Annotated in this window: 26 protein-coding genes; 13 read left to right on the top strand and 13 right to left on the bottom strand. The window is 52.3% G+C overall.

The genetic code is table 11. The annotated features are described in order from the left end of the window. Positions 1-30 precede the first annotated feature (30 nt). The gene (locus EH228_RS16225; RefSeq protein ID WP_240116310.1) at positions 31-498 is read right to left on the bottom strand and encodes a DUF2946 domain-containing protein; all 468 of its coding nucleotides are present in this window, start codon (positions 496-498) and stop codon (positions 31-33) included. 412 nt (positions 499-910) lie between these two features. On the opposite strand from EH228_RS16225, the gene EH228_RS16220 reads away from it, so the two are divergent. Then, positions 911-1606, top strand: a complete 696-nt coding sequence (locus tag EH228_RS16220; RefSeq protein ID WP_152322645.1) for an IS6 family transposase — start codon at positions 911-913, stop codon at positions 1604-1606. A 525-nt stretch (positions 1607-2131) separates the two neighbouring features. On the opposite strand, the gene EH228_RS20260 is transcribed toward EH228_RS16220, so the two are convergent. From EH228_RS20260 to betI, 4 genes are all read right to left on the bottom strand, one after another. Then, positions 2132-2683: a hypothetical protein gene (locus EH228_RS20260; RefSeq protein ID WP_193323364.1), complete on the bottom strand. Its 552-nt coding sequence runs from the start codon at positions 2681-2683 to the stop codon at positions 2132-2134. An 81-nt stretch (positions 2684-2764) separates the two neighbouring features. After that, positions 2765-4441 carry a choline dehydrogenase gene (gene betA / locus EH228_RS16210; RefSeq protein WP_152322644.1) on the bottom strand — a complete coding sequence of 559 codons (1677 nt, stop codon included), beginning with the start codon at positions 4439-4441 and terminating at the stop codon, positions 2765-2767. A gap of 67 nt (positions 4442-4508) precedes the next feature. Next, positions 4509-5966 carry a betaine-aldehyde dehydrogenase gene (gene betB, locus EH228_RS16205; protein WP_152322710.1) on the bottom strand — a complete coding sequence of 486 codons (1458 nt, stop codon included), beginning with the start codon at positions 5964-5966 and terminating at the stop codon, positions 4509-4511. Positions 5967-5994: 28 nt separating this feature from the next. Then, positions 5995-6591, bottom strand: a complete 597-nt coding sequence (betI, locus tag EH228_RS16200; protein WP_152322643.1) for a transcriptional regulator BetI — start codon at positions 6589-6591, stop codon at positions 5995-5997. 556 nt (positions 6592-7147) lie between these two features. Between betI and dtpA the strand changes: the two genes are divergently transcribed. Then, positions 7148-8611: a dipeptide/tripeptide permease DtpA gene (dtpA, locus tag EH228_RS16195; protein ID WP_152322642.1), complete on the top strand. Its 1464-nt coding sequence runs from the start codon at positions 7148-7150 to the stop codon at positions 8609-8611. A gap of 7 nt (positions 8612-8618) precedes the next feature. Here the strand turns inward: dtpA and EH228_RS16190 are convergent, their stop codons facing one another. Then, entirely contained in the window at positions 8619-8813 is a 195-nt protein-coding gene (locus EH228_RS16190) for a hypothetical protein (RefSeq protein WP_152322641.1), read from the bottom strand. Between the two features lie 387 nt (positions 8814-9200). Between EH228_RS16190 and gstA the strand changes: the two genes are divergently transcribed. After that, positions 9201-9803: a glutathione transferase GstA gene (gstA, locus tag EH228_RS16185; RefSeq protein ID WP_152322640.1), complete on the top strand. Its 603-nt coding sequence runs from the start codon at positions 9201-9203 to the stop codon at positions 9801-9803. A gap of 45 nt (positions 9804-9848) precedes the next feature. Here gstA and pdxY read toward each other — a convergent pair whose 3' ends face one another. The 5 genes from pdxY to anmK all read right to left on the bottom strand — a co-directional run bounded on the left by pdxY (position 9849) and on the right by anmK (position 14582). Further along, positions 9849-10709 (bottom strand): pyridoxal kinase PdxY, encoded by an 861-nt coding sequence (pdxY, locus tag EH228_RS16180; RefSeq protein WP_152322639.1) that lies wholly within the window; start codon positions 10707-10709, stop codon positions 9849-9851. A gap of 49 nt (positions 10710-10758) precedes the next feature. After that, positions 10759-12033, bottom strand: coding sequence for a tyrosine--tRNA ligase (gene tyrS, locus EH228_RS16175; protein WP_152322638.1), 1275 nt, complete (start codon positions 12031-12033; stop codon positions 10759-10761). A 318-nt stretch (positions 12034-12351) separates the two neighbouring features. Then, positions 12352-13008, bottom strand: coding sequence for a pyridoxamine 5'-phosphate oxidase (gene pdxH / locus EH228_RS16170; RefSeq protein WP_152322637.1), 657 nt, complete (start codon positions 13006-13008; stop codon positions 12352-12354). 64 nt (positions 13009-13072) lie between these two features. Then, positions 13073-13384, bottom strand: a complete 312-nt coding sequence (locus tag EH228_RS16165; protein WP_152322636.1) for an MliC family protein — start codon at positions 13382-13384, stop codon at positions 13073-13075. A gap of 76 nt (positions 13385-13460) precedes the next feature. After that, a complete protein-coding gene (gene anmK / locus EH228_RS16160; RefSeq protein WP_152322635.1) occupies positions 13461-14582 on the bottom strand; it encodes an anhydro-N-acetylmuramic acid kinase in 1122 nt (373 codons plus the stop codon). Between the two features lie 289 nt (positions 14583-14871). On the opposite strand from anmK, the gene EH228_RS16155 reads away from it, so the two are divergent. Then, the gene (locus EH228_RS16155) at positions 14872-15339 is read left to right on the top strand and encodes an outer membrane lipoprotein (protein ID WP_152322634.1); all 468 of its coding nucleotides are present in this window, start codon (positions 14872-14874) and stop codon (positions 15337-15339) included. A gap of 573 nt (positions 15340-15912) precedes the next feature. Here the strand turns inward: EH228_RS16155 and slyA are convergent. Then, entirely contained in the window at positions 15913-16356 is a 444-nt protein-coding gene (gene slyA, locus EH228_RS16150; RefSeq protein ID WP_275065365.1) for a transcriptional regulator SlyA, read from the bottom strand. Between the two features lie 142 nt (positions 16357-16498). Here slyA and EH228_RS16145 point away from each other — a divergent pair, with 142 nt between their 5' ends. From EH228_RS16145 to EH228_RS16130, 4 genes are all read left to right on the top strand, one after another. Beyond that, on the top strand, positions 16499-16735 hold the full coding sequence (locus tag EH228_RS16145) for a DUF1656 domain-containing protein (RefSeq protein WP_152322632.1): 237 nt from the start codon (positions 16499-16501) through the stop codon (positions 16733-16735). 4 nt (positions 16736-16739) lie between these two features. Further along, complete coding sequence (locus tag EH228_RS16140) at positions 16740-17597, top strand: efflux RND transporter periplasmic adaptor subunit (protein ID WP_152322631.1); 858 nt, start codon at positions 16740-16742, stop codon at positions 17595-17597. Beyond that, positions 17594-19615: an FUSC family protein gene (locus tag EH228_RS16135; RefSeq protein WP_152322630.1), complete on the top strand. Its 2022-nt coding sequence runs from the start codon at positions 17594-17596 to the stop codon at positions 19613-19615. Before EH228_RS16140 ends, EH228_RS16135 begins: the two co-directional genes overlap by 4 nt. A 119-nt stretch (positions 19616-19734) precedes the next feature. Next, on the top strand, positions 19735-20067 hold the full coding sequence (locus tag EH228_RS16130) for a NirD/YgiW/YdeI family stress tolerance protein (protein WP_152322629.1): 333 nt from the start codon (positions 19735-19737) through the stop codon (positions 20065-20067). Here the strand turns inward: EH228_RS16130 and EH228_RS16125 are convergent, their stop codons facing one another. After that, on the bottom strand, positions 20068-20307 hold the full coding sequence (locus EH228_RS16125; protein ID WP_152322628.1) for a DUF1289 domain-containing protein: 240 nt from the start codon (positions 20305-20307) through the stop codon (positions 20068-20070). It lies immediately after the preceding gene. A gap of 221 nt (positions 20308-20528) precedes the next feature. Here EH228_RS16125 and eptA point away from each other — a divergent pair, with 221 nt between their 5' ends. From eptA to rnt, 5 genes are all read left to right on the top strand, one after another. Further along, positions 20529-22169, top strand: coding sequence for a phosphoethanolamine transferase EptA (gene eptA, locus EH228_RS16120; protein WP_152322627.1), 1641 nt, complete (start codon positions 20529-20531; stop codon positions 22167-22169). A 34-nt stretch (positions 22170-22203) separates the two neighbouring features. Then, positions 22204-22800, top strand: a complete 597-nt coding sequence (locus EH228_RS16115; protein WP_193323369.1) for a TetR/AcrR family transcriptional regulator — start codon at positions 22204-22206, stop codon at positions 22798-22800. Between the two features lie 45 nt (positions 22801-22845). Further along, complete coding sequence (gene nemA / locus EH228_RS16110) at positions 22846-23949, top strand: alkene reductase (protein ID WP_152322625.1); 1104 nt, start codon at positions 22846-22848, stop codon at positions 23947-23949. 267 nt (positions 23950-24216) lie between these two features. After that, positions 24217-24624 (top strand): lactoylglutathione lyase, encoded by a 408-nt coding sequence (gloA, locus tag EH228_RS16105; RefSeq protein WP_152322624.1) that lies wholly within the window; start codon positions 24217-24219, stop codon positions 24622-24624. A gap of 98 nt (positions 24625-24722) precedes the next feature. Beyond that, on the top strand, positions 24723-25361 hold the full coding sequence (gene rnt / locus EH228_RS16100; protein ID WP_152322623.1) for a ribonuclease T: 639 nt from the start codon (positions 24723-24725) through the stop codon (positions 25359-25361). The last annotated feature ends 36 nt before the right edge of the window (positions 25362-25397 follow it).

Raw genomic sequence — 25397 nt, 5'->3', positions numbered from 1 at the left:
ATAACGTTCTAATTTTATCGCTATGAAATATTAAACCGCAGGCGGCGCTCTGGGTTGTGAAATACCGGGGAAGAAAGTCATGGGGGGAGCGGGCGATAACAGTGAAGGAGCAACCCGAGTAATAAGAAACAGCAGAAGGATAAGCGCGGCCAACACCCAGGCCAGCAGGGGAGAATGTACCAACAACTGGCAGTAGCCACAGGCGAAATCATCCATTATTCCCTCGTCGCTACGCTTCCCATGCGCAACCGGGTTCCCGGCATGACCGGTCATCTCATCGGGGGATGCGCTGGTCACAGGGTGTTTCATCCCATGATCCATCGGCATCATGCCCATATCCATCTCGCCCATCACCGCTGACGAGGTTTCATATGCCGCTCGCACCTGCCGGTGCTCCAGCGTTTTCGAAACCTCTGGCGCGATAAACAGCATCAGGATAGCCATCAGGGCAATCAGAGCTGGCAGGCGGCGTTGAGACAGACGATACAGTGTGAGCAAGTCAGGTATTCCACTATACAGACTTCGGGTTGATGGCAAGTCTAACTATTTTTAGTGGAAATGTTAAAAGATTATTTGATGAAATGTCATTATTTATACTTTATTAGCTGCATTAGCAGCTTCTGGTTATATATTTTCAGACATAATGTAAAATCCCGACATCAACAAGGACTCATCCCCTCCTCCGCACATTCTCTGGCTGAATAGACAACATGCCGGGAAATGATAAAAAGTCCACACAAAGAGACCGAATGACTCCGGCCTTTTCCTGTTATCAGTTATTCACCGGGATCACCGCACCTTTATATTTGGCACGGATCCAGTCCTGAATCGGTTTGGAATGCAGTACCTGGTTCTGTCGCATTAAGCAGATATTCTGGTAATCTGCTGTTTTTTTATGATATTGCTGACCATGCCCCTGATCCAAAAATCCTTCAAACGCCTGCATTATCCCGTCGATATAATTGCTCAGTGTGTTCGCTGGTATCTGGCTTATTCCCTGAGCCTGCGCAATCTGGAGGAGATGATGGCAGAGCGGGGTATCATCGTCGATCATTCCACGCTTCACCGCTGGGTCATTCGTCTTGTCCCGCTGCTGGATAAGGCGTTCCGCCGGTATAAACGTGCCGTGGGGTGCCGGTGGCGAATGGATGAAACGGACATCAGGGTCAGGGGCCAGTGGAAATATCTGTACCGTGCGGTCGATACTGAAGCTCAGACCATCGACTTTTTGCTGACGGCTAAACGGGATGCCGCAGCAGCCCTGCGTTTCTTCCGCAAAGCCCTTCGCCAGCATGACGAACCAGAGGTGGTAACCATCGATAAGAGTGTCGCTAATACAGCGGCACTGGCCACACTCAATGCAGGTAAGGAAAAAGAGAAAAGTATCACCATCAGGCAGAGTAAGTATCTGAATAATCTGGTTGAGCAGGAGCACCGTAACATCAAACGGAGGATAAAGCTGATGACCGGATTCAAATCATTCCGGCTGGCGCAGATCCTCCTGGCGGGAATTGAGCTGCTCCACATGATACGCAAAGGGCAATATGAGCATCCGGACGGAGACGGGCTGTCCCCGGCTGAACAGTTTTACCTGTTGACTGTATGAAAAACAGTCAACACAACTTTTGGCAACCATCCTCCGTTAATGCGACAGAACCGCCTTTTTCGCCTGGGTTAATCGACTGATGCTGACGCTGGGAGAATCGTACTTGCCATGATCCCGCTAATCGGGACACGGACTGTCAGGAGACAGCTAAGTATTTCACATCTGTTCATAATTTTAAAAGCAACCGAACAGAGCCTCTACTGTCACTGCCGGGCGGGACTGGTTAAAATAGACGGTTTTGGAGCAGTAACAACAACGAGGCATTATGGTTCATCGGTTTACCCTGGCCGCCATTGCGGCTGCTCTGACGCTGACTGGCTGTGCACAAGTTTCAACAACGGATGAACACCCCGCCACGCAAAAGCTGGCAAACGGACCCGCACAGGTCTCTATTTCACATATTATCAGCCGAACGGATGATGGGTCATCGATTATTGTCACTGTTGACGGCGTGGATGCCGCGCCACTACAGCCCGGGAAGACGACAGATTTACATTTGACGGAAGGCACGCATCAAATTGGCGGTTATGTGCCAACACTGTATGGTTTGGGGCGCGTAACTATTCCGCCTGTCGAGATTACCGCCGTGCAGAATAAAGTGCAGCACGTCACGTATTCTGTTTTGAAAGACAAGCCAGCCTTTACGGCTGGGGCGGCCACTCGGGTACCGGCATCAGCGGCTCCGGCTTCTGACGTTATACCCGCGACCCCATCAATTACAGTGACGACAACGGGCACCGAAAATACCACCACCGCAACGACGTCCAGTCCCTCACCGAACGCCGCCCCGGTCAGCACCGAAAATACCGCCACCGCAACGACGTCCAGCACCTCGCCGAACGCGGCCCCGATCAGCACCGAAAATACCACCACGGCAACGACGTCCAGTACTTCGCCGAATGCAGCGGGTATCTCGCAGGCTAGTGAGTAGCGCGGCAGCGACAACCTCACCCCATCAGGGCTAACATCTGACGTGATAGTCAGTTGAAACGCGGCCTCCGCTTTTGCGCTCATCCACCGGTGGTGAATACCTTCGCCACCGGTGACGATATTCTGGCGACAAACCTGCCATCCCATGTATCTCCTCAGCGAAAACTAAAATCCACTCAGGACCCGGGTTGATGTCCGTCCGGCAATCTTTTGCCAGAATACAGCGGATCAGACCCGTTCAGCCTTCGCGTAAGCCTTGTCACCTCGCAACTGATAGTACGGCACCGTTGCAGCCGCCAGCGGTACACGCCCCCGGATCAGATCGGCGATTTTCTCAGCGATCATCACCGTCGGGGCATTGAGGTTGCCCGTCGGGATCTGCGGCATAATGGATGCATCCACCACCCGCAGACGCTGTATTCCATGGACGCGTCCTTCTGCATCCACCACTGCCATCTCATCGTTACCCATCGCGCAACTACCACAAGGATGATAAGCCGTTTCTGCATGGTCACGAATGAAGGCATCAATTTGTTGGTCAGTCTGTACCGCGGTACCGGGCTGAATTTCGTCGCCGCAGTATTCGGCCAGCGCGGGCTGGCGCATTATTTCACGCGTCAGGCGCACCGCGTTACGAAACTCCACCCAGTCACGCGGTTGCGACATATAGTTGAATAAGATTGAGGGCGGCGCAAAGGGGTGCTTCGACGTCAGCTTCACCCGGCCACGGCTCATTGAGCGCATTGGGCCAACGTGTACCTGGAAACCGTGTTCTTTTACCGGACTGCTGCCATTGTAATTAATCGCCACCGGCAGAAAGTGATACTGTAAATCCGGCCAGTCCGGCTGGTCGTCACTACGGATAAAGCCGCCCGCCTCAAATTGATTGCTGGCCCCAATTCCCGTACCGTTAAACAACCATTCGGCACCAATCGCGGGCTGATTCCACCATTGCAACGCAGGGTACAGGCTCAGCGGTTTTTTACAGCGGTACTGCATATACACCTCAAGATGGTCCTGCAGATTACGTCCCACCCCAGGTAAGGGGTGAACCACCGTAATGTCCAGCTCGCGCAGCCATTCTTGTGGGCCAACGCCTGAGCGTTGTAAAATCTGTGGCGAAGCGATCGCCCCGGCACACAACAGCACTTCACGCGTGGCATGTGCCTGTTCCTCTTTGCCGCCGCGTAACCAGCACACACCGGTCGCGGTTTTACCGTCGAACAGGATACGGTCAGTCTGCGCATGAGTAATGATGCGCAGGTTTGGTCGCAGCTTCGCGACATCCAGATATCCTCTGGCAGTACTTGAGCGACGCCCCTGCGCCGTAACAGTACGATCCATCGGGCCAAAGCCATCCTGACGGTAACCGTTCAGATCGTCGGTTTGATGATGACCAGCCTGCTTTGCCGCGGCGACGAAGGCGTGGAACAACGGATTATTCCCTGCTTTTGGCGTCGTAACGTTCAGGTAACCTTCGCCGCCGTGGTAGTCGTTTTCGCCAATATCGCGTTTCTCCGCTTGACGAAAATACGGCAGGCAATGGAGATAAGACCAATTTTCCAGGCCGTCTTTTTTCGCCCAGTGGTCGTAATCCAGCGCATTACCGCGGATGTAGCACATTCCGTTGATCAACGAGGAACCGCCCAGCCCTTTGCCTCGTCCGCATTCCATGCAACGGTGGTTCATATGCGGCTCAGGCTCGGTGACAAAAGCCCAGTTATAACGTTTACCCTGTAAGGGATAAGCTAAAGCGGCTGGCATTTGGGTACGGAAGTCCCAGCGGTGATCTTTCCCGCCCGCTTCCAGCAAAAGTACCGATACGTCAGCATCCTCAGTCAACCGTGTGGCCAGCACGTTACCTGCTGAACCCGCGCCAATAATAATGTAATCAAATTTCTGCATTAAACCTCCAGACTGCTGCGGCGGGTAAACCGCAGGCAAAATAATCAATAGATTGAGCACGTCACGCTCAGAACGCGGACGGATAATCGCCCATTTCGATCAGAATCGATTTAGTGCGGGTGTAGTGATGCAGCGTCTCAATGCCATTTTCACGGCCAACCCCTGACTGCTTGTAGCCACCTACCGGCATCGGCGCCGGTGATTCTCCCCAGCTATTGACCCAGCAGATCCCGGCTTCGAGCTGATGGATAACCCGATGCGCTCGATTGAGAGACGTGGTGAACACGCCTGCCGCCAGCCCGTACTCGGTATTGTTGGCGCGCGTAATGACTTCCTGTTCATCATCGAACACCAGCACGCTCATCACCGGGCCAAAGATCTCTTCCTGCACAATACGCATCTCATCGGTACAATCAGAGAACACCGTTGGCGCGATGAAACAGCCAGACGCCAGTTTTCCGTCGGTGAGACGCGTCCCCCCCGTCAGCAGGCGGGCACCCTCTTCTCTGCCGAGACGTAAGTAGGAAAGGACTTTCTGGCAATGTTGTTCACTGACCAGCGGACCGAAGTTAACGTGAGGATCTAACGGGTCGCCGCACTTAATTGCCGCCATTTTTTCCAGTAAACGCTGTTCAAAAGCGGCAAGCACAGTGCGATGAACAAACACCCGGGTGCCGTTGGTACAGACCTGCCCACTGCTGTAAAAATTAGCCATCATCGCGCCGTCAACCGCCCGTTCCAGTTCCGCGTCTTCAAAGATTATCAGGGGTGATTTACCGCCCAGTTCCATGGTCACTGATTTGAGATTTGCCAGTGCGGCATCGGCCATCACCCGTTTGCCGGTATTCACTTCACCGGTGAAAGAAACTTTAGCAATCGCAGGATGCTGGCTCAGTCCCTGCCCCACGGCAGCGGCTCCCTGAACCACGTTGAATACGCCATCCGGCAGGCCGGCTTCGGTAAAAATTTTCGCCAGTTCCAGTGCGCTGAGCGGCGTCACTTCACTGGGTTTGAAGATCATCGCGTTGCCAGCCGCCAGCGCTGGCGCACTTTTCCACAACGCAATCTGAATCGGATAGTTCCACGCGCCAATGCCGGCACAAATGCCCAGTGGTTCACGCCGGGTATAAATCAGCGCGCTGTCACGCAGCGGGATGGATTCGCCTTCTATCGCGACAGCCAGACCGGCATAATATTCCAGTACATCAGCGCCGGTAACGATGTCCACTGCCGCAGTTTCGCTGACTGGCTTACCGGTATCACGGGTTTCTAACTCCGCTAATGACTGGTTACGTTCACGTAAAAGCGCCACCGCGTTTAACAGTACACGGCTGCGTTCTACCGGCGTGTAACTGCGCCAGACGCGCTGTCCCGCAGCGGCAGAAGCAACCGCACGATTGATATCCTGTTGGCTGGCCGCAGTTATCCCGGCCAGTATCTCGCCATTAGCGGGGTTAATTGTGGTGAATATTTCACCATGACCGGCCTCTTCCCGACCATTAATGTACAGTCCACGGCGTTGCATATCGGCCATATGTCCTCTCTTATGGGGGTTATTTCTCTGGGAATGAAAGCCATAACGCGAGATTTTGGTAGCAAAGCTGGCGAGCATTATTCACGGTCAGCGTCATCGATTGCGGCGCCAGCGTCATCCGCAGCCACAGGCCGTCAATCAGTGCCGCCAGACTGGCGCCTGCGTGGCGAGCCTGCTCCGCTCCCAACACCCGGGCGAATTGCGCCGTCAGGTTGGAATACAGTCGCCGGTCATTGATACGCTGCAAGCGTTGCAGGTCCGGCTGGTGCAGGCTGCTGCTCCAGAAAGCCAGCCACGTTTTCAGCACCGGTCCACCCATTTGCGACGGGTCAAAGTTGCCATCAATAATCGCGCGGATCTGCGTTTCAGGTTGGTCTGCCGCCTGCTGACGATAACGTTCAACGACCTGATACAAATTAGCAAGGATCTGCCGCATGCAGGCATCCAGCAGTCCATTTTTGTCCCCGAAATAATGGCTGACAATTCCGGTTGAGACCCCGGCTTCTTTGGCGATCAGCGCCAGACTGGCATCAGCCAGACCGACACGATCAATGACCGTTAATGTGGCGTTGATCAGTTGCGCCTGGCGAAGGGCTTTCATTCCAATTTTTGGCATCGATTCATCGTTTTCAGTGATTGAATGGTTATCATTATAGTTATTTTATATTGAACGTTCAATCAATAATAAATTTAGCTATCTAATCACTTATTTTTCAATGAGTAATATGCGGATTTTTTAACGATCCGCTTCGTTATCCGCGCTGCAGATAACGCCAGTCCTGAGTGCCAAATTAAGAAATATTACTTTTAAACTATTTAAACGATTTTATTGATTATAAATATCGTTAATATTAATTAATTTATATTTTCATCCTATTATTAATATATAAAAAGAGGAACTCTACACATAAACGCAATCAGCTCTGATTAAGTCATTTATCGTGAATTTAATAATCAATCCAGTTGTTAACGCTTAATAAAATTAAAAAAACAAAACATTAACATAAAAACCCTCTTTAATTTGACATATGAAAAAAAACTTGCCCGCATGAAAATAACAGGCAAAATTGGGCGCTATTTTTCCTGTTTTATAACTATGCGGCGCATGCCCAACTTATATGAACCCGACTTAATTTTTGTATCGAATCATATTCGTGACTTCTGAGGTGACAGTGTCTACTGCAAACAAACATCCCGAGGCGGCAAGCCTCAATGCGTTTAAGCAACCCAAATCGTTTTATCTGATCTTCTCAATCGAACTATGGGAACGTTTTGGTTACTATGGCCTGCAAGGCATCATGGCGGTTTATCTGGTCAAGATGCTGGGTATGTCCGAAGCCGAGTCCATCACCCTGTTCTCTTCCTTCAGTGCGCTGGTTTATGGCCTGGTTGCCGTCGGCGGCTGGCTTGGGGATAAGGTGCTGGGGACCAAGAGGGTTATCGTCCTGGGTACGCTGGTGCTAGCGCTGGGCTACTCGCTGGTGGCCTTTTCTGGCCATGACCTCAGTCTGGTTTATCTTGGCATGGCGACGATTGCCGTCGGCAATGGTCTGTTTAAAGCCAACCCGTCTTCATTACTCTCCACCTGCTACGCGAAAGACGATCCTCGCCTCGATGGCGCCTTTACCATGTATTACATGGCTATCAACATCGGTTCATTCTTCTCAATGCTGGCCACCCCGTGGCTGGCCGCTCATTATGGCTGGAGCGTCGCCTTCTCGCTGTCCGTGGTCGGCATGCTGATAACCCTGGTGAACTTTATGTTGTGCCGTAAGTGGGTCAAGGGATACGGTTCCGCACCTGACTTTGCGCCGTTGCATCTCGGTAAACTGCTGGCTACCCTGCTGGGCATTGTGGTGTTGATTACTATTGCCAACTGGCTACTGCATAATCAGAGTATTGCCCGTCTGGTGCTGACGCTGGTCACCGCGGGGATTGTGATCATTTTCGCGAAAGAGACCTGTAAACTGAAGGGCGCCGCCCGTCGTCAGATGATCGTCGCCTTCCTGCTGATGCTGGAAGCGGTGGTGTTCTTCGTGCTGTATATGCAGATGCCAACCTCACTGAATTTCTTCGCTATCCGTAACGTTGAACACAACATTTTAGGTATTGCGTTTGAAGCCGAACAGTATCAGGCGCTGAACCCATTCTGGATTATGATTTTCAGCCCAATCCTGGCGGCGGTATATAACAAACTGGGAGACCGCCTGCCAATGCCGTACAAGTTTGCGTTCGGCATGCTGCTATGTTCCGCCGCCTTCCTGGTGCTGCCACTGGGGGCGAAGTTCGCTAACCACATGGGGATTGTATCTGCCAACTGGTTGATCCTTAGTTATGCTTTACAGAGCGTCGGCGAGCTGATGATCTCCGGACTGGGCCTGGCGATGGTCGCGCAACTGGTTCCGCAGCGTCTGATGGGCTTTATCATGGGAGCGTGGTTTCTGACCACCGCAGGTGCCGCAATGATTGCCGGAAAAGTGGCTAATCTGATGGCGGTACCCGAAAATATCACCGATCCCCTGCAGTCCCTACAGGTGTACAGCACGGTGTTCCAGCAGATTGGTATTGCTACCGGCGTCATTGCCGTACTGATGCTGCTGACCGCGCCAAAGCTGAACCGCATGACGCGCCAGTAACGCCAAATCAATCTGTTAACAGGGTGACAGCCATGTCGCCCTTCCCCACATGCCACGGCCATGAATCCTGGGGTGGCTGAGCGGCCGCCAGTGTGGTGTCGGCATATTCAACCCCGCTCCCGATGGCGGGTAGCCGTTGACGCAGCCGTAAAATCTTTTCCGGCGTCACGGTCCAGTAACGTTCTACCCGCCCTTGCCCCAACTGCTGCCAGAGGAAAACGTAAAATATATGCCCGCAAGAGTTCGCGCATTTTGGGATCTGGCTCGCCTTAAGTTACCTGAACTGGATACATTCAAGTACACCGCCCCGAATTAAGTCACGACAAATAAAACTGACTTTTCTGACTTGCGGCATTAAGCTGAAAAAACCTTCCCGGCATCATCCACCTTACCGTAAGACGGAGATGAAGGAATGACGATAACCTTGCACCGGCATCAGGATCAGAGTGATACATTAGCCTGGTGCAAATTTCCACGCCAGGCCGTTAGCCGGACGGAATAAAGCTGTTGACCGGGACACATGATGAATACAGTCAGAGCCCCGGCGCCCTTGAATATCATATTGCTATTACCATGAAAGGAGCATGTCATGAAACTGTTCTTTAAGCCTGGCGCCTGTTCGCTCTCCCCCCATATTATCCTGCGGGAAACAGGGCTGGACTTTACGCTGGTTAAAGTCGATTTACAGACCAAAGTAACGGAGCAAGGTGAGAATTTTCTGCTGATCAATCCTAAAGGTCAGGTGCCGACATTGCAGTTTGATGATCAATCTGTCCTGACGGAAGGTACGGCTATCGCACAATATCTGGCTGATCTAAAACCCGATCGCCAGTTACTGGCTCCCGTCGGCAGCATGACGCGCTACCATACGCTGGAATGGCTGAATTTTATTGCCACCGAGCTGCACAAAACCTTCTCGCCACTGTTTCGCCCCACCACGCCAGATGATTTTAAAACCGTTTTGCGTCAACAACTGGTGAATAAATTTGCCTGGGTCAATGCGGAACTGAAGGAGAAACACTGGCTGATGGGGCTGAATTTCACCCTCGCAGATGCTTACCTGTTTACCGTGATGCGCTGGGCGCGAGCTGTCCAGTTGGACCTGTCAGAAATGCAGACGCTGAACACATGGTTTGCCCGGGTCGCCGCTCGTCCTGCGGTATCCGACGCGCTCAAGGCGGAAGGACTCTGAATCGTCCCCCTGTGCCGCTTAAACGCCGTACAGGGGGCTGGCAGGTTACAGTTTTACCGCCTCGAAATGCTGCTGCGGGTTAGCGATCCCTTCCTGGGCTGCGACCAGTTGCAATTCATATTCACCCATTTGATGGGTTTTCAGCATCACTTCATATACTGCGGCCGTCACGTGTTCCAGGGCTTCTTTCAGCGCTTTGCCCTGTAGCAGATCCACCAGTAACAATCCGCTGGTCAGATCGCCAACGCCGACCGGCTGACGCACGCCGAAGTCCACCAGCGGACGGCTAATGTGCCAGGCTTCACTGGCAGTGATCAGCAACATTTCAAAACGATCACTGCGCTGACCCGCGCGGGAAAGATGCTTCACCAGCACAATTTTAGGCCCTCGCGCAATCAGCTCACGCGCCGTGGCAACCGCCTGTTCCACATTGCTGACCGCATGACCGCTGAGCATTTCCAGCTCCAACAGATTTGGCGCAATGATATCGCTGGCCGGTAATGACCCACGGGCATGAAACTCCGTGACGCCGGGCGCGACGATACAACCTTTTTCCGGATGCCCCATCACCGGGTCGCAGAAGTACCAGGCATTGGGGTTAGCCTGCTTGACCTGACGGACGATAGCGAGAATTTGCTCGCCTTGCTCTGCTGAACCCAGATAGCCACTCAACACCGCGTCACAGGTTTTCAGGCGGTCGATATCCGCAATCCCTTTAACAATGTCGTTCAAATGCTCGGCGGGCATCACCATGCCCGTCCAGTGTCCATACTGTGTGTGGTTAGAAAACTGGACGGTATTCAGCGGCCAAACGTTTGCGCCCATACGCTGCATAGGGAATTCAGACGCACTGTTGCCTGCATGACCATAAACAGTATGCGACTGAATAGAAAGAATATTTTTCATGATACCTTGCCAAAGAGAAAGGCCGGTCACCCCGGCCCGTTAAGATAATTTATTTCCAGACGACCAGACAATAGTTTTTCTTACCGCGACGTAATAACGTAAAACGGTCATAAAGTCTGTCCGTCGCCGCAAAAGCGTACTCGGTGTCTGGCTGTAGCTCGCCATTGATGCTGACCGCTTTAGCGTCGATCAATTTACGTGCCTGACCACGGGAAGGCGCCAAATCGCCCGCCACCATCGCCTGCTGTAGATCGTCTCCCCGCTCCAGCTCGACAAATGGCATGCCATCCTGCGCTAACTGTTCAAAGTCTGCTTCCGTCATCTCATTCAGACTGCCGGAAAACAGGCTCTTAGTGATACGCTGCGCGGCGGCTAAACCTTCCATGCCGTGTACCATACGGGTCACCTGCTCGGCCAAAACGTACTGAGCGCGTGGCGCCTTGCCGCTATTCCGGTCTTCTTCTTCCAGCGCATTGATCTCTTCAATACTCATAAAAGTGAAGAACTTCAGGAAGCGGTAAACGTCCGCATCCGCGGTATTGATCCAGAACTGATAGAATTTATACGGACTGGTCTTTTTCGCATCCAGCCAGACCGCGCCACCTTCCGTTTTACCAAACTTGGTGCCGTCGGATTTGGTGATCAACGGCACGGTCAGGCCAAATACTTGCTGCTGATGCAAACGACGGGTCAGGTCAATACCGGAGGTAATGTTGCCCCACTGATCGGAACCGCCAATCTGCAGTTCCACGCCATAACGTTCGTTCAGACAGGCAAAGTCGTACCCCTGCAGCAGATTGTAGGAGAACTCAGTGAAAGAGATCCCCTGATCATCACGATTCAGACGCTGCCTGACCGCTTCTTTATTGATCATCTGGTTGACCGAGAAGTGCTTGCCAATATCGCGCAGGAAGGTCAGCACGTTCATATTGCCGAACCAGTCGTAATTATTGGCCGCAATGGCGCTGTTTTCACCACAATCAAAATCGAGGAACGGCGCTACCTGTTGACGAATCTTTTCCACCCATTCACTGACGGTCTCGTTGGTATTGAGCTTACGTTCAGCGGCTTTAAAGCTGGGATCGCCAATCAGGCCCGTTGCCCCCCCGACCAACGCTACCGGGCGGTGCCCCGCATCCTGAAAGCGTTTCAGGCACAGTAACGGCACCAGATGACCCAAATGCAAGCTGTCGGCAGTCGGATCGAAGCCGCAATAGAGTACGATTGGCCCCTGCGCCAGTCGTTCCGCTAACGCGTTCTCATCCGTTACCTGGGCGATTAAGCCCCGCTCTTGCAATTGTGTTATCAGGTTACTGCTGGCCATCTGTGACTCCATGTAGAAAAGTCTGCACCATTGCTGGTACACCGCTTTCCGCGACGCGCGGACGAAAAAAACAAAAAAAACCAATAATCCAGTTGCAGGACAACAACGGCTGGCATTTTTGAACCGTGCCAACACTGCCCTCCGCCGGGCGGAGGTCATCAAACCGCCTCACGTGAATCAATGCTCTAATGAATTTACACGACTCAGTGATTCAGCCAGGCGCAGGCAGACAACGTATCTGCAACTGAGATATGACGGCCTATAGGATAAAGCGCTGACGCACTCTGTGCCAGCGCTTAACGGGATTATTTCGTGGAATTACGGGGCGAGACGATCAATTTTCCAGCTTTCACCTTCACGCTGGTAGAAAAAACGGTCATGAAGGCGATGCGCACCGCCCTGCCAGAATTCCATCGCAGCAATTTTGATCCGGTATCCTCCCCAAAAACTCGGCAATGGCACTTCACCCTGCTGGAATTTCTGCTTCAGTTCGAGGAACTTACCTTCCAATACGCCCCGGGCGGAAATCCGGCTGGACTGTTTAGACACCCATGCGCCAATCTGGCTTTCACGCGGACGGCTGTGGAAATATTTCACCACCTCGAACATCGAAAGCTTCTCTACCGACCCCAGGACCATCACCTGGCGATCAAGCATATGCCACGGAAACAGCAAACTGATACGCGAATTGTGTTCCAGATGCTGCGCTTTACGGCTGCCAAGATTGGTGTAAAACACCATGCCAAGCGGGTCGAAATGCTTCAACAAGACAATACGCTGATAGGGCTGACCATGTTCGTCCACCGTCGCCACACACATCGCCGTCGGATCGGGCAACTGAGCATCGATGGCCTGACCCAGCCAGCGCTCAAACAGGGCTAGCGGTTCAGCGGGAAGATCGTCACGGCGTAAACCGCCCCGGGTGTATTCACGGCGCAAATGGGCAATCTGCTGCAGGTTATCGCTTTCGTTCATTGCTCAGGCTTCTACTGGGAGGGGATGAGGCATTGTGCGCTTCATCCCAATGGATTTCAATGGGTTAAGCAGCATGCAAACGGCAGTCATTGATGATAATTTTGCCGTTTCGCACGATAAAAGCCCCATCGCCTTTGGACCAGAAAACATAGTTACCATCACTGTAGCGCATGCCAGAAGCGGTTTCCTGCTGTTTAAGGGTCAGCGGATTACCGTCCAGGATCAGGTTAACTTCCTGCCGTGCGTTATCACGCACCACCGTCAAGGGCAACGTGCCGCAAATGTAGTGCAGCGTTTGCGGTTGATCCAACGGAATATGGGACATACTGCAAGCGGAAAGCAGTACCAGGCTGGACGCGACCCCTATTTTTTTCATACTGTCTCCTCAAGGGACATGATAACAAACCGCTTTCCTCTCAATAATTCGGGGACAGAGAAAAACGGACTGAATCTCAACGGCAACGCAGCGTATTGGCAGGATAAATCGCCCCTAATACCGAGGCCTCTCGCGCCCCTGTCACCGAGGGCAGATTACCCGGTTCACCGGATAAGGTACGCCAGGCCAGCCAGGCAAACGCCAGCCCTTCCATATCGTCGCCGCTGATCCCGGCCTGGTCAGTGGTATTCACTTCCGTACCGGACAGCAGGCTTATCAGCCTTGCCATCAACTGCGGATTACGACTGCCGCCGCCACAGACTAACAGGCGCTCACAGCCCCCACTCAGCATCACTTGTTCGGCAATAGTGGTCGCGGTCAGTTCCACCAGCGTAGCCTGCACATCCTGCGGCGCCAGCCCGGGGAAATACCGCAATTGCCGTTCCACCCAGTCGAGATTGAAATATTCCCGGCCGGTCGATTTGGGCGCGAGTAGCGAGAACCAGGGATCGGCCAGCATCTGTTGTAATAGCGGATAAATTACGGTACCGCGACTCCCCCAGGCGCTATCACGATCATAGCGTTGTCCTTTATGCCGCCCGATCCACGCATCCAACAGAATATTGCCGGGGCCGGTATCATAGCCGCCCACCGGTTTGCCGGGGATCAAAAGCGACAAATTCGCGATGCCGCCGATATTCAGCACCATTCGGCGTTCAACCGGGTGCATCAGTATCGCCTGATGAAATGCCGGAACCAGCGGTGCGCCCTGCCCGCCCAGAGCCATATCCCGGCGGCGAAAATCGCCCACAACGGTGATACCCGTGGCGACCACTATCTGGTTGTTATCACCAATTTGTAGTGTGTTAGGCGCCTCTCCCTGCGGCTCATGCCACACCGTCTGACCATGGCAGCCAATCGCGACGATGTCGTCTTTATCCAATCCTTCACGCTGCAACAACGCCTGCACCGCTTCGGCAAATAATCGCCCCAGCCGGGTATCTAACTGCCCCAGTTGGGACAGGGTCAGCCGCTGCCCCTGGCAGATTGCGAGGATCGCCTGGCGCAATGCCGATGGTATGGGATGACAATAACTGGCTTGTTGCGCCACCCTCTGACTGTCAATCGCGGCTAAAACCACGTCTACGCCGTCCAGACTGGTCCCTGACATCACCCCGATATAGCGTCCTGATTTCATATTTTTATGCCTTAACCGTCAGGATTATCAATTTTCTTACTTACAGCGTCGCAAAATTGGTCTGGTAATTCTATGATTAACTGTACATTTTTAAACTACGTTACTTTTTTTAAGCGTATTTAACAGCTACTTGCAGTTGATTGAATGCCGGTTTAAGCCTCTTACGCTATTTTGTCATTACCATTTTTTTGTTAGAAAAAAGAGACAAGTATTGCTTGTGCCATATAATATAAGTTATTGATCGCTACACAATTGACGGTAGCAATTAGAAAATAAAGGAGTTATGACCATGTTTAAGCGTATGTTAATTGTGGCACTGGCTGGTGTGACATTGGCAGGGTGCGCCAACACTAGCACGCTTTCTGGCGATGTTTACAGTGCTTCTGAAGCACGCCAGATTCAGAGTGTAACTTACGGTACGTTGGTTTCGGTTCGTCCGGTACAGATCCAGGCGGGCGACGAGAATAATGTGATCGGCGCGATCGGCGGTGCCGTGTTGGGCGGCTTCCTCGGTAACACCATCGGCGGGGGTTCAGGCCGTAGCCTGGCGACCGCAGCGGGTGCCGTTGCCGGTGGCGTCGCTGGACAAGGCGTACAGGGTGCGATAAATAAAACCCAGGGTGTTGAGCTGGAAATCCGTAAAGATGACGGCAGCACCATCATGGTGGTACAAAAACAGGCTGCCAGCCGTTTCTCTCCAGGCATGCGTGTAGCTATTGCCTCCAACGGCAGACAAGTTACCGTTTCACCACGCTAACCAATCGCCCGTTGCCCTGTGGGAACACCCTCACCTCAGGGCTGAGTTGCCTCCCCTGTTTCATCAGGGGCTGGCGAGTCTGAGTAAGGGCATTCCGTCATGTTCGTTTTAAAATTAGCGGAGCGTGTCGCAGAACATTCTTCGCTACCACCAGATGTATATCCCCTCACCACGCATGATCCCGCAGATTACGCAACGTCTTAAATGGCACCCTGCTAATCACTTACCCCTGCTCCACCATCATGACATCGTGACTTTCGTTAAGATGGAATTGAGAAGTGTCCTCGACGGGTCACTGGCACAAAACCTGAGCTTCAAGCCTGAGGTTGCAGCGCTCTGGCGAACCACATGGGAAAAATTAAACGCATTGCCAAGAAATGATGTATCAACCGGGTATTTGCGCAACAGATCCAATCACCTTGCGCCAGATGCAATCATAGAGATTTGAAAAGGTCATAAAGGCGCTAATAAAAACGCCAGATCTTTCCTGTAAGCCCAAAACAGAAGGCTTCTTCTTGAGAAATGATACCAAAAACCAGCAGGCCATAATGCTTTATGGCCATTGCCGTTTTTTTATTCATCGCGATTCTGCAGTTCGAGGATGTTTTTTTCCAGTCTGGCAATCAACGTGACCAGTTTGTCGATCTCCTGCTGAGAAATACCAGAAAGAATGTCATCCCGGGTGGCATCAATCACCTGTTCGACCTGAGTGATAACCGGTGCGGCTTCCTCGGTCAACTTAATGCGTTTCGCCCGACGATCATTGGCACACGTGGTACGGGTGATTAATCCCTTGTCTTCCAATTGATCCAACGTGCGTACCAGCGAAGGTTGTTCAATACCAATCGCCTTGGCCAACTGGATCTGTGACTGTTCCGGCGGCAGTTGATGAATATTATGCAACGTAACCCAGTGGGTCTGAGTCAATTCCAGCGGCTTCAGACGTTGATCGATCAACGAGCGCCAAATACGTACTAATCTTGCGAGATCCGTTCCTAGTGGGGTATCCAATTTCATCTCCTTATAATTAGCTTGCTACCTATTAAGCCTCATTCTAGACTATTCTGCGAGTTTACAAGACAAAATACAAATTCAACGGCCATGAAACCGTATTGATAGCCTGCCCGTACCCCGTGGCCAGACGAGAAGGAATTTATTTGTGAGCTATTCCGCCTACGCTTTCTCAGCACCACTGACTGATCTGATTTTCGGCGCCTCGCTCTATTTTCCCCCGCTGTTTAAAGCGGTGCTGATGGGGTTTTTCTTCTGGTTGCTTCTCCATCCACTGTTGCGGGATTGGATCTACTCTGGCGAAATCTGGCATCCGACGCTTTTGGATCTCTCGCTGTTTATACTCTGCGTCAGCGCTTCGTTGTGGCTGCTTATCACCTGGTGATTACATGAAATTCAGCACGTTAAAATACTTTTCTACCCTTATTTTTTTCGCCGCGGCGCTAGGGGCTGGATGGTGGCTTTGGAACTATTACATGCAATCCCCATGGACCCGTGACGGTAAAATCCGCGCCGAACTGGTCAACATTACCCCGCAGGTGTCAGGCCGCATTGTACAATTGCCGATCAGAGACAATCAGTTTGTCACCAAAGGGACCCGGCTTCTGACGCTGGATGATGAACCTTACCGCATCGCGGTACTCAATGCCGAAGCGCAACTGGCCAAAGCGCAGTCAGACTTGCAGAAAGCCCAGCATGAAGCGCGCCGCCGTCAGAATCTGCCCCATAATGTGATTTCTGCGGAAGATCTGGATGCCGCTGATCTCAATGCTAAAGCCATGGAGGCAAATGCCAGGGCGGCCACGGCCGAACTTGAACAGGCGAACTGGAATCTTTCCCAGACCCAGATCTATGCCCCCACCGATGGTTGGATCAGTAATTTGGTGGTACGCCCCGGCAATTACGCCACCAGTGGCACGCCACTCTTTGCGCTGGTCGACAGCCATTCCTTCTACGTAATGGGCTATTTTGAAGAAACCAAACTACGCCATATCCATCCTGGCTATAAAGCAACTATCCGCCTGTATAGCGATAACCGTCAGTTAACGGGAGAAGTGGAAAGCATTGGACGCGCAATTTACGACCAAAGCGTGGAAACAGATAGTGGCCTGGTACCGGATATTAAACCCAACGTGCCCTGGGTTCGCCTTGCGCAACGTGTTCCGGTGCGCATCCGCCTGACCAGCGTGCCGCAGGATCTGACGCTGGTCGCCGGGACTACCTGCACTATCTCCATCCAGCCATGAACCTGAACTGGCTGGAATGGGGGCAGTTGCCGTGGGTCAAAGCCACCAGCGGCCAGTGGCGTTATGCCTTGCGCAACGCCATTGCGATGTGTCTGGCACTCGGGATTGCCTACGGGCTGGATCTGGATGAGCCCTATTGGGCGATGACCTCGGCTGGGGTACTCAGCTTCCCTACCGTCGGAGGGGTTATCAGTAAAAGCCTCGGACGCATCGCCGGCAGCCTGACAGGTGCCAGTGCGGCGTTGCTGATTGCCGGCCATACCCTGAATGAACCATGGCTGTTTGCGCTGACTATCGCCGCGTGGCTGTCATTGTGTACTTATATCGCCAATCACTATCAGAACAATGTCTCTTACGCCTTTTCTCTGGCCGGCTATACCGCCGCCATTATCGCCTTTACCACCGTAAATGTGACTGATATCAGTGACCTTTGGACTATCACGCAAGCCCGAATTTGCGAGGTGATTGTTGGCATTCTGTGTGGCGGGCTGATGATGATGATCCTGCCCAGCACTTCGGATGGCGATGCCTTGATTACCTCCCTCAAGAATCTGCATACACGACTGCTGGAGCATGCCAGTTTGCTATTGCAAAAGGAAACCACCGATAACGTCCGTAGCGCCCATGAAAACGTGATCAGTCAAATCCTGACCATGAACCTGTTGCGTATTCAGGCGTTCTGGAGCCATTACCGTTTTCGCCGTCAAAACAACGTTCTTAACTACGTGCTTCACCAACAATTGCGCCTGACCAGTGTTATCTCCAGTTTGCGGCGTATGCTGCTAAACTGGCAGGATCCCCCGGAAGAACTGTTCACAGCCATGCAGCAGTTGCTCAGTGAACTGGCTAAAAGCGACTGTGATAAGTACCGGCTGGCGCAAATATTAAAAAACGCCGCCCCGCTGGATCCTGGCGACTTTCGCCATCATGCTTTCTGGCATCGCTTACGTGACTTTTGCTGGATGTACTTGAATATCAGCCGCTGGTTACGTCAGTTTGAACGGGCTGATGCCGATACCCGGCTCTCCCCCCCTCCCGTTCCGGCGCTGGCCAGACACAGTGACAGCGCCGAAGCCAGTTGGAGCGCGTTTCGTACCTTTGTGGTTATTATGCTGGGCTGTGCCTTCACCATTACCACACAATGGGATTCCGGCGAGGCAGCGTTGACTCTGGCCGCTATCAGTTGTGTGCTTTACTCCACCGTGCCTTCCCCCACCAGTAGCGTATCTCTGCTGTTGAAGACCCTGTCACTGTTGTCCGTGTTCAGCTTTCTGATTAAATTTGGTTTGATGGTGCAGGTCAGCGTACTCTGGCAATTCCTGATTTTTCTGTTCCCTTTGCTGTTAACCCTGCATCTGTTTAAGTTACAGCAGCCCAAACGGGCCAGTCTCTGGTCACAGTTGATTCTTTTCGGCGGGTCATTTCTGGCAGTAACCAACCCGCCGACTTACGACTACCAAGGTTTTCTCAATGACAATATTGCCAAAGTATGCGGTGTCATGCTGGTGTGGCTGGCCTTTCAGATCCTGCGCCCCAGTTCTGACAAGCGTCGTAGCCGTCGTCATATCCGCGCCCTGCGGCGTGAGTTTCTCGATCAGTTAAGCCGCCATCCACACCTCAGTCAGAGCCGTTTTGAGTCACGTATTTATCATCGGATTAATCAATTAGTTGCCAGTCGTGATGAGACCGCAAAAACCTGGCTGTTGCGCTGGGGAGTGGTACTGTTGAACTGTTCGCATATTGTCTGGCAGCTACGTAACTGGAAAACCGACTCTCCCACGCTTGCCAGCATGCGAGAAGCCACACTGAAAGATTTACATCGCATCATCAGTGAACGCGGCGTAAAACACAGTTCGCTCAATGAAACACTGGATGAATTGCAGGATATGGTGACTACATTAGCCGCTGATGGCACCCCACGGGAAACCGAACTGGCCGGGATAATCTGGCGGCTTTACTGTTCGCTGGCACAGTTGAAACAGGCATTGCCGGAAGACGCCAGAATAACCTCACACTGACTTCAGCCCCCACAGTTGCCGCGCTACGCAGTTAAAATTGGCGTTACATAAAATAAGCGCGCTGATTTATACTTCCCGAGCTAATTTTTTAATGGACTCCATTTCGTAAGGGATACACGATGAAGAAACTGCTGATTACCCTCTGCCTGCTTGCCTGCACTTTTTCCACCTTAGCCGATGGACAGGGAAAATCCGTCACCGTAAAACAGGCAAAATCACTACACGATGACAGCCGGGTTACATTGACAGGCAAAATTACCGCCCGGGCCAATGATGATGATAAATACTGGCTGGAAGACAGTACCGGGCGCATCAAGGTCGATATTGATGATGATGACTGGGAAGATGAAAATGTCGCCATTGGTAAAACCGTTCGCGTGACAGGCGATACGGACAAAGACGACGACGACCATATCGAAATCGATGTCGATCATATCCGCGTAGTGGAATAGTCAAAACAGCGATGGCTGTTCCGGCTCGTCAGGAAGGTCGGTTTTCCCGACCCGCTGCAGGCGCTGGAACCGCTGACGACACAACCGCAACACCTCCCGCTTTTGCGCGTCGCTAAATTTTATCCAGTTGAAACGCTCGTCGCGACTGCGCATGCAGCCGCGACAGTATCCGCGTTGATCAACCTGACAAATCCCACGACAGGGATTAGGAACCGGGAAAAACTCTAATTGCTCAGCCACCGTGACTCCTGATACATGCATCGCCCTTCTATTGAAGATCGGTTATTCCTTCTTCGCAAGCAGCCACCAGGATTATGACCGACAGTCAGCACATTTTTACAACCACTCACATTATCCCCCACTGACACCGGTAAACTCAGAGTATTATTAAGGGCTGGTTAAGGTTGCTCTAAGGTTACAAGGCTACCCTGCGTAGCAGAGTTTTTTACCGCAGGAAAGCCATGAACTTTTTGAATAAGTTACGTTGTAACGAAAGTACTTTTAACGTTTACGCCGCTCTGTTCTTCACCTTTATCCTCAATGCTGTCTTTCTCAGCCGTACCTGGGAGACCATTCCCTATCTCTCAGCGCGGGACTATATTTTTGCCGCAACGGTGCCGATGGTGCTGTTCAGCGCCTTCTTGTTTATCTTCAGCATCGCCGCCGTACCCTGGCTGCGTAAACCCCTGTTTATCATTCTGCTTATCATCAGCGCTACCGCAAACTATTTTATTTACAGTTTCGGCACAGTCATCGACAGCAACATGATCCAGAACGTGTTTGAAACTGATGTCCAGGAAGCCAGTGCCCTGCTCAGCCCACACTATCTACTGTGGCTGACGATTATGGGGATAATCCCTGCCGTCTTTGTCGCCTTTATCCGCATCGGTACCCATCGGCCATGGTGGATGAATATCGCGTTCCGGGCGGTAACCGCGCTGGCTTCTGTACTGCTGGTACTGCTGATCGCCTCGCTGTTTTATAAAGATTACGCTTCGCTGGTCCGCAACAATAAAAACCTGGTAAAAATGATAACCCCAGTCAACGTGGTCAGCAGTCTGGGACACTATGCGGATAACCGCTGGCTGGTTGGCGATCAGCCGCTGGTGAAAATTGGTCTGGATGCGCAAAAAGGCTCACTGATTAAAGCCGAAAAGAAAAAAACACTGGTCATTTTTGTGTTGGGTGAAACTGCGCGTGCGGAAGACTTTTCGCTGGGCGGTTACGCACGTGATACCAATCCCAAATTGCAGCACGATAACGTCATTTATTATCCCAACGCCAGCTCATGCGGTACGGAAACCGCGGTCTCTGTGCCGTGCATGTTCTCCAACATGCCGCGCAGACATTATGATGCCAACCTGGCGCATCATCAGGAAGGCTTACTGGATGTCATGGCCCATGCCGGAATCAACGTGTTATGGCGCGAAAATGACGGCGGCTGTAAAGGTGCCTGTGATCGTGTGCCGCATAGCGACATGACCCGATGGCATGTCAGCGCCCTTTGCCAGCATGATTACTGTCTGGACGATGTGCTGATGTACCGCCTGAATAACTATATTGACAGCATAAAAGATGACACGGTGATTGTACTACACCAGATGGGGAGCCATGGCCCGGCGTATTACCAACGCTATCCGACGGCGATGCGTAAGTTCACCCCCACCTGCGACAGCAATCAAATCCAGGATTGCGACCATCAGACACTGGTGAATACCTATGACAACACAATACTGTATACCGATTCGATGGTGGACAGCACGATCAGTCTGCTGAAGTCTTACAGTAACAAATTCAATGTGGCACTGGTTTACCTGTCCGATCACGGTGAATCACTGGGTGAACACGGTATGTATCTACACGGCACACCTTATGTTTTCGCCCCATCGCAGCAAACGCATATTCCCTTCCTGTTGTGGATGTCTGATGATTACGCCCACACTTATGGCATTAATCAGTCATGTTTACAGCAGTCGGCAAAAACCGCTGAGGTTTCCCAGGACAATATTTTCCATACCCTATTGGGCATGCTGAACGTGCAGACGAAAGAGTACCAACCGGCGCTGGACATGATCAAATCGTGCCAGGTCCAAAATGGATAATTTGTATCAGACCGATCGGTCTGATACAGTGAAAATCATGAAATCGACCCGATACGACACCCGAGAACATCTTCTGATAACTGGTGAGCAGTTGTGCATTCAGCGCGGCTTCAACGGTATGGGATTGATCGAGCTACTGAAAGTGGCTGAGGTGCCGAAAGGGTCGTTTTACCACTACTTCCCGTCGAAAGAGGCGTTCGGCGTCGCGATGCTTGAACGTTATTTTGCCATTTATCATCAGCGTCTTCACGAATATCTGGAAGATCACCAGGGCAATCAGCGTCAACGCATCCTTGATTATTATCAGCAGTCACTCACAACTTTCTGCCAGGACCACTCCTTTGCGGGTTGCCTGTCAGTCAAATTGTCGGCGGAAGTTTGTGACCTGTCGGAACCAATGCGTATCGCACTGGACAACGGGTCAAAAGCGCTGATGTCCACGCTAAGTATCGCGCTGGAACGAGCTGAGCAACAGGGGAGCTTACAGTTGTCAGTCCCCCCTGAAACTTGTGCGCAGAATCTGTATATGTTGTGGCTGGGTGCCAGTCTGCAGAGCAAAATCTCCCGTGATAACAGGCCGTTGATGAATGCCTGGCAGGAGATGACGCGGATGCTGCCTGAACCCCTTTAAAAAAACACTGTTTCTAGTTGACCGGTCTACCACCAGGAGTGAAGTATGGAACTAAAGAAGTTATTTACCCCATTAAAAACCGGGGCGATCACCGTACCGAACCGCGTATTTATGGCGCCATTGACTCGTCTGCGCAGCATTGAGCCGGGGGATATTCCTACGCCGCTGATGGGTGAATATTACCGTCAACGCGCCAGTGCCGGTCTGATCATTACCGAAGCCACTCAGGTTTCTTTCCAGGCTAAAGGTTATGCCGGCGCACCCGGTCTGCATACCCCAGAGCAGATTGCCGCATGGAAGGCCATTAATAGCGGCATCCATCAAGCGGGCGGTCACAGTGCAGTGCAACTGTGGCACACTGGTCGTATCTCGCACTCCAGTCTACAACCCGAAGGCAAAGCGCCCATTTCCTCTTCCGCCATTAACGCCCAAACCCGTACCACACTGCGTGATGAAAACGGCCTTGCCGTACGTGCCGATACCTCCACACCTCGCGCACTCGAACTGGACGAAATCGCCGGTGTGGTAAATGATTTTCGTCAGGCGGTCATCAATGCCCGCGAAGCCGACTTCGATCTGGTCGAGCTGCACTCTGCTCACGGTTATCTGATCCATCAGTTCCTGTCGCCAGCCTCTAACCAACGCACTGATGCTTATGGCGGCAGCGTGGAAAACCGGACCCGCTTTGCGCTGGAAGTGGTCGATGCCGTTATTGACGGCTGGAGTGCGGACCGCATTGGTATCCGAATCTCGCCTCTTGGTCCATTTAACGGTCTGGATAATGGCGAGGATCAGGAAGACGCCGCGTTGTACTACATTGCCGAGTTGGCAAAACGCAATCTCGCCTTCCTGCACATTTCCGAGCCGGACTGGGCCGGTGGTAAACCTTACAGTGAGGCGTTCCGCAAAGCTATTCGCGACATTTATCCCGGCGTCATTATCGGTGCCGGAGCCTATACCGCCGAGAAAGCGGAAGACTTGATCGAAAAAGGGCTGATCGACGCTGTCGCCTTTGGCCGCTGGTATATCGCGAACCCGGACCTGGTGGAACGCCTGCAACAGCACGCCCCACTTAACGAGCCGCGCCCGGAGCTGTTTTACGGCGGCGGTGCTGAAGGCTATACTGACTACCCCACTCTGGCTGGGTAACCTGGCTGAAAGTACGGCATTATGTCCATCACATCAGGCGGCGGATCGCCCGGCTGATGTTTGTTAATGATTATCCCCACCCTTCGGGACCACGAATTAACGCGTGGGGATTTCATCATTATACGCGTCATACTTCAGCAAGTTGCATGGGATGGACGGCGGTCTTCCACCGTTACCGCCTGCATGCCATTGCTATTATTTAGAGTATATACTGACCTTCTTCCTGTCATCAGATGATGGCGCCTTTGCGTCTACCAAGAGGATGTTATGCGCTTACTTCACACCATGCTACGCGTTGGCGATCTACAACGCTCCATTGATTTTTATACCAGAGTGCTGGGAATGCGCCTGCTGCGCACCAGCGAAAACACCGAATATAAATATACCCTGGCCTTCGTCGGTTACACCGAAGAGAGCGAAGGTGCGGTGATTGAACTGACCTACAACTGGGGCGTGGACAAATATAACCTTGGCGATGCTTATGGTCATATCGCACTCGGCGTTGATGACGTGGCGGCAACCTGTGAGCGTATTCGTAAAGATGGCGGTAACGTCACGCGTGAAGCGGGACCGGTCAAAGGGGGCACCACGATTATTGCCTTTGTTGAAGATCCCGATGGCTATAAAATTGAGCTAATAGAAAACCAACACGCCGGTCACGGTTTGGGAGCATAACATTCCGGGGACCGCGTTTGGCGGCCCCGGATCCCCTGTGCATCTCGTGGCGAAATTTGCCATAATACGCGCTGCTTTTTTTCGCCTATGAGATCCTGATGCCTGAATCGAACGAACTGAACGCCCTCAGCAGCCGTTTTCGCGGCTTTTATCCGGTAGTCATTGATGTTGAAACTGCCGGGTTTGACGCTAAAACTAATGCGCTACTGGAAGTGGCCGCTGTCACGCTGAAAATGGATGAGCACGGTTGGCTGGAGAAAGACGACACGCTTCATTTCCACGTGGAGCCTTTCGAAGGCGCTATCCTGCAACCTGAGGCACTGGCGTTTAATGGTATCGATCCGCACAACCCCCTACGTGGCGCGGTTAGCGAATATGAAGCGTTGCATGCTATCTTCAAACTGGTGCGTAAAGGCATCAAGGATCAAGGCTGCAATCGCGCCATTATGGTCGCGCATAATGCCACTTTCGATCTCAATTTTATGAATGCGGCGGCAGAAAGGACGGGGCTTAAGCGTAATCCATTCCACCCTTTTGTCACCTTTGATACCGCAGCACTGAGCGGCCTGGTGCTGGGTCAAACCGTGCTGGCTAAGGCCTGTACTACTGCGGGTCTGCCGTTTGACAATACCCAGGCTCACTCGGCGCTGTACGATACATTACAGACTGCGGATTTATTCTGTGAGCTGGTCAATCGCTGGAAGCGTCTGGGCGGCTGGCCGTTGCCCGTCGCGTGAAAAAGTGTCTTTGGATGGTCAAATCCACCGGGTTGC

The organism is Erwinia endophytica, from assembly GCF_009295515.1.
GTDB classification, from domain to species: Bacteria; Pseudomonadota; Gammaproteobacteria; order Enterobacterales; family Enterobacteriaceae; genus Erwinia; species Erwinia endophytica.
Note: the sequence above shows the minus strand (reverse complement) of the source record. Positions and strands in the feature narration are given on the sequence as shown.

What these genes read in the sequence shown, in the direction of transcription:
- pdxY (WP_152322639.1), bottom strand. Translation starts at nt 10,709, where the DNA reads ATGAAAAATATTCTTTCTATTCAGTCGCATACTGTTTATGGTCATGCA.
- betI (WP_152322643.1), bottom strand. Translation starts at nt 6,591, where the DNA reads ATGCCAAAAATTGGAATGAAAGCCCTTCGCCAGGCGCAACTGATCAAC.
- nemA (WP_152322625.1), top strand. Translation starts at nt 22,846, where the DNA reads ATGGAACTAAAGAAGTTATTTACCCCATTAAAAACCGGGGCGATCACC.
- anmK (WP_152322635.1), bottom strand. Translation starts at nt 14,582, where the DNA reads ATGAAATCAGGACGCTATATCGGGGTGATGTCAGGGACCAGTCTGGAC.
- gloA (WP_152322624.1), top strand. Translation starts at nt 24,217, where the DNA reads ATGCGCTTACTTCACACCATGCTACGCGTTGGCGATCTACAACGCTCC.
- eptA (WP_152322627.1), top strand. Translation starts at nt 20,529, where the DNA reads ATGAACTTTTTGAATAAGTTACGTTGTAACGAAAGTACTTTTAACGTT.
- slyA (WP_275065365.1), bottom strand. Translation starts at nt 16,356, where the DNA reads ATGAAATTGGATACCCCACTAGGAACGGATCTCGCAAGATTAGTACGT.
- EH228_RS16220 (WP_152322645.1), top strand. Translation starts at nt 911, where the DNA reads ATGCCCCTGATCCAAAAATCCTTCAAACGCCTGCATTATCCCGTCGAT.
- tyrS (WP_152322638.1), bottom strand. Translation starts at nt 12,033, where the DNA reads ATGGCCAGCAGTAACCTGATAACACAATTGCAAGAGCGGGGCTTAATC.
- rnt (WP_152322623.1), top strand. Translation starts at nt 24,723, where the DNA reads ATGCCTGAATCGAACGAACTGAACGCCCTCAGCAGCCGTTTTCGCGGC.
- EH228_RS16155 (WP_152322634.1), top strand. Translation starts at nt 14,872, where the DNA reads ATGTTTAAGCGTATGTTAATTGTGGCACTGGCTGGTGTGACATTGGCA.
- EH228_RS16140 (WP_152322631.1), top strand. Translation starts at nt 16,740, where the DNA reads ATGAAATTCAGCACGTTAAAATACTTTTCTACCCTTATTTTTTTCGCC.
- gstA (WP_152322640.1), top strand. Translation starts at nt 9,201, where the DNA reads ATGAAACTGTTCTTTAAGCCTGGCGCCTGTTCGCTCTCCCCCCATATT.
- betB (WP_152322710.1), bottom strand. Translation starts at nt 5,966, where the DNA reads ATGCAACGCCGTGGACTGTACATTAATGGTCGGGAAGAGGCCGGTCAT.
- pdxH (WP_152322637.1), bottom strand. Translation starts at nt 13,008, where the DNA reads ATGAACGAAAGCGATAACCTGCAGCAGATTGCCCATTTGCGCCGTGAA.
- EH228_RS20260 (WP_193323364.1), bottom strand. Translation starts at nt 2,683, where the DNA reads ATGGGATGGCAGGTTTGTCGCCAGAATATCGTCACCGGTGGCGAAGGT.
- EH228_RS16130 (WP_152322629.1), top strand. Translation starts at nt 19,735, where the DNA reads ATGAAGAAACTGCTGATTACCCTCTGCCTGCTTGCCTGCACTTTTTCC.
- EH228_RS16135 (WP_152322630.1), top strand. Translation starts at nt 17,594, where the DNA reads ATGAACCTGAACTGGCTGGAATGGGGGCAGTTGCCGTGGGTCAAAGCC.
- betA (WP_152322644.1), bottom strand. Translation starts at nt 4,441, where the DNA reads ATGCAGAAATTTGATTACATTATTATTGGCGCGGGTTCAGCAGGTAAC.
- EH228_RS16165 (WP_152322636.1), bottom strand. Translation starts at nt 13,384, where the DNA reads ATGAAAAAAATAGGGGTCGCGTCCAGCCTGGTACTGCTTTCCGCTTGC.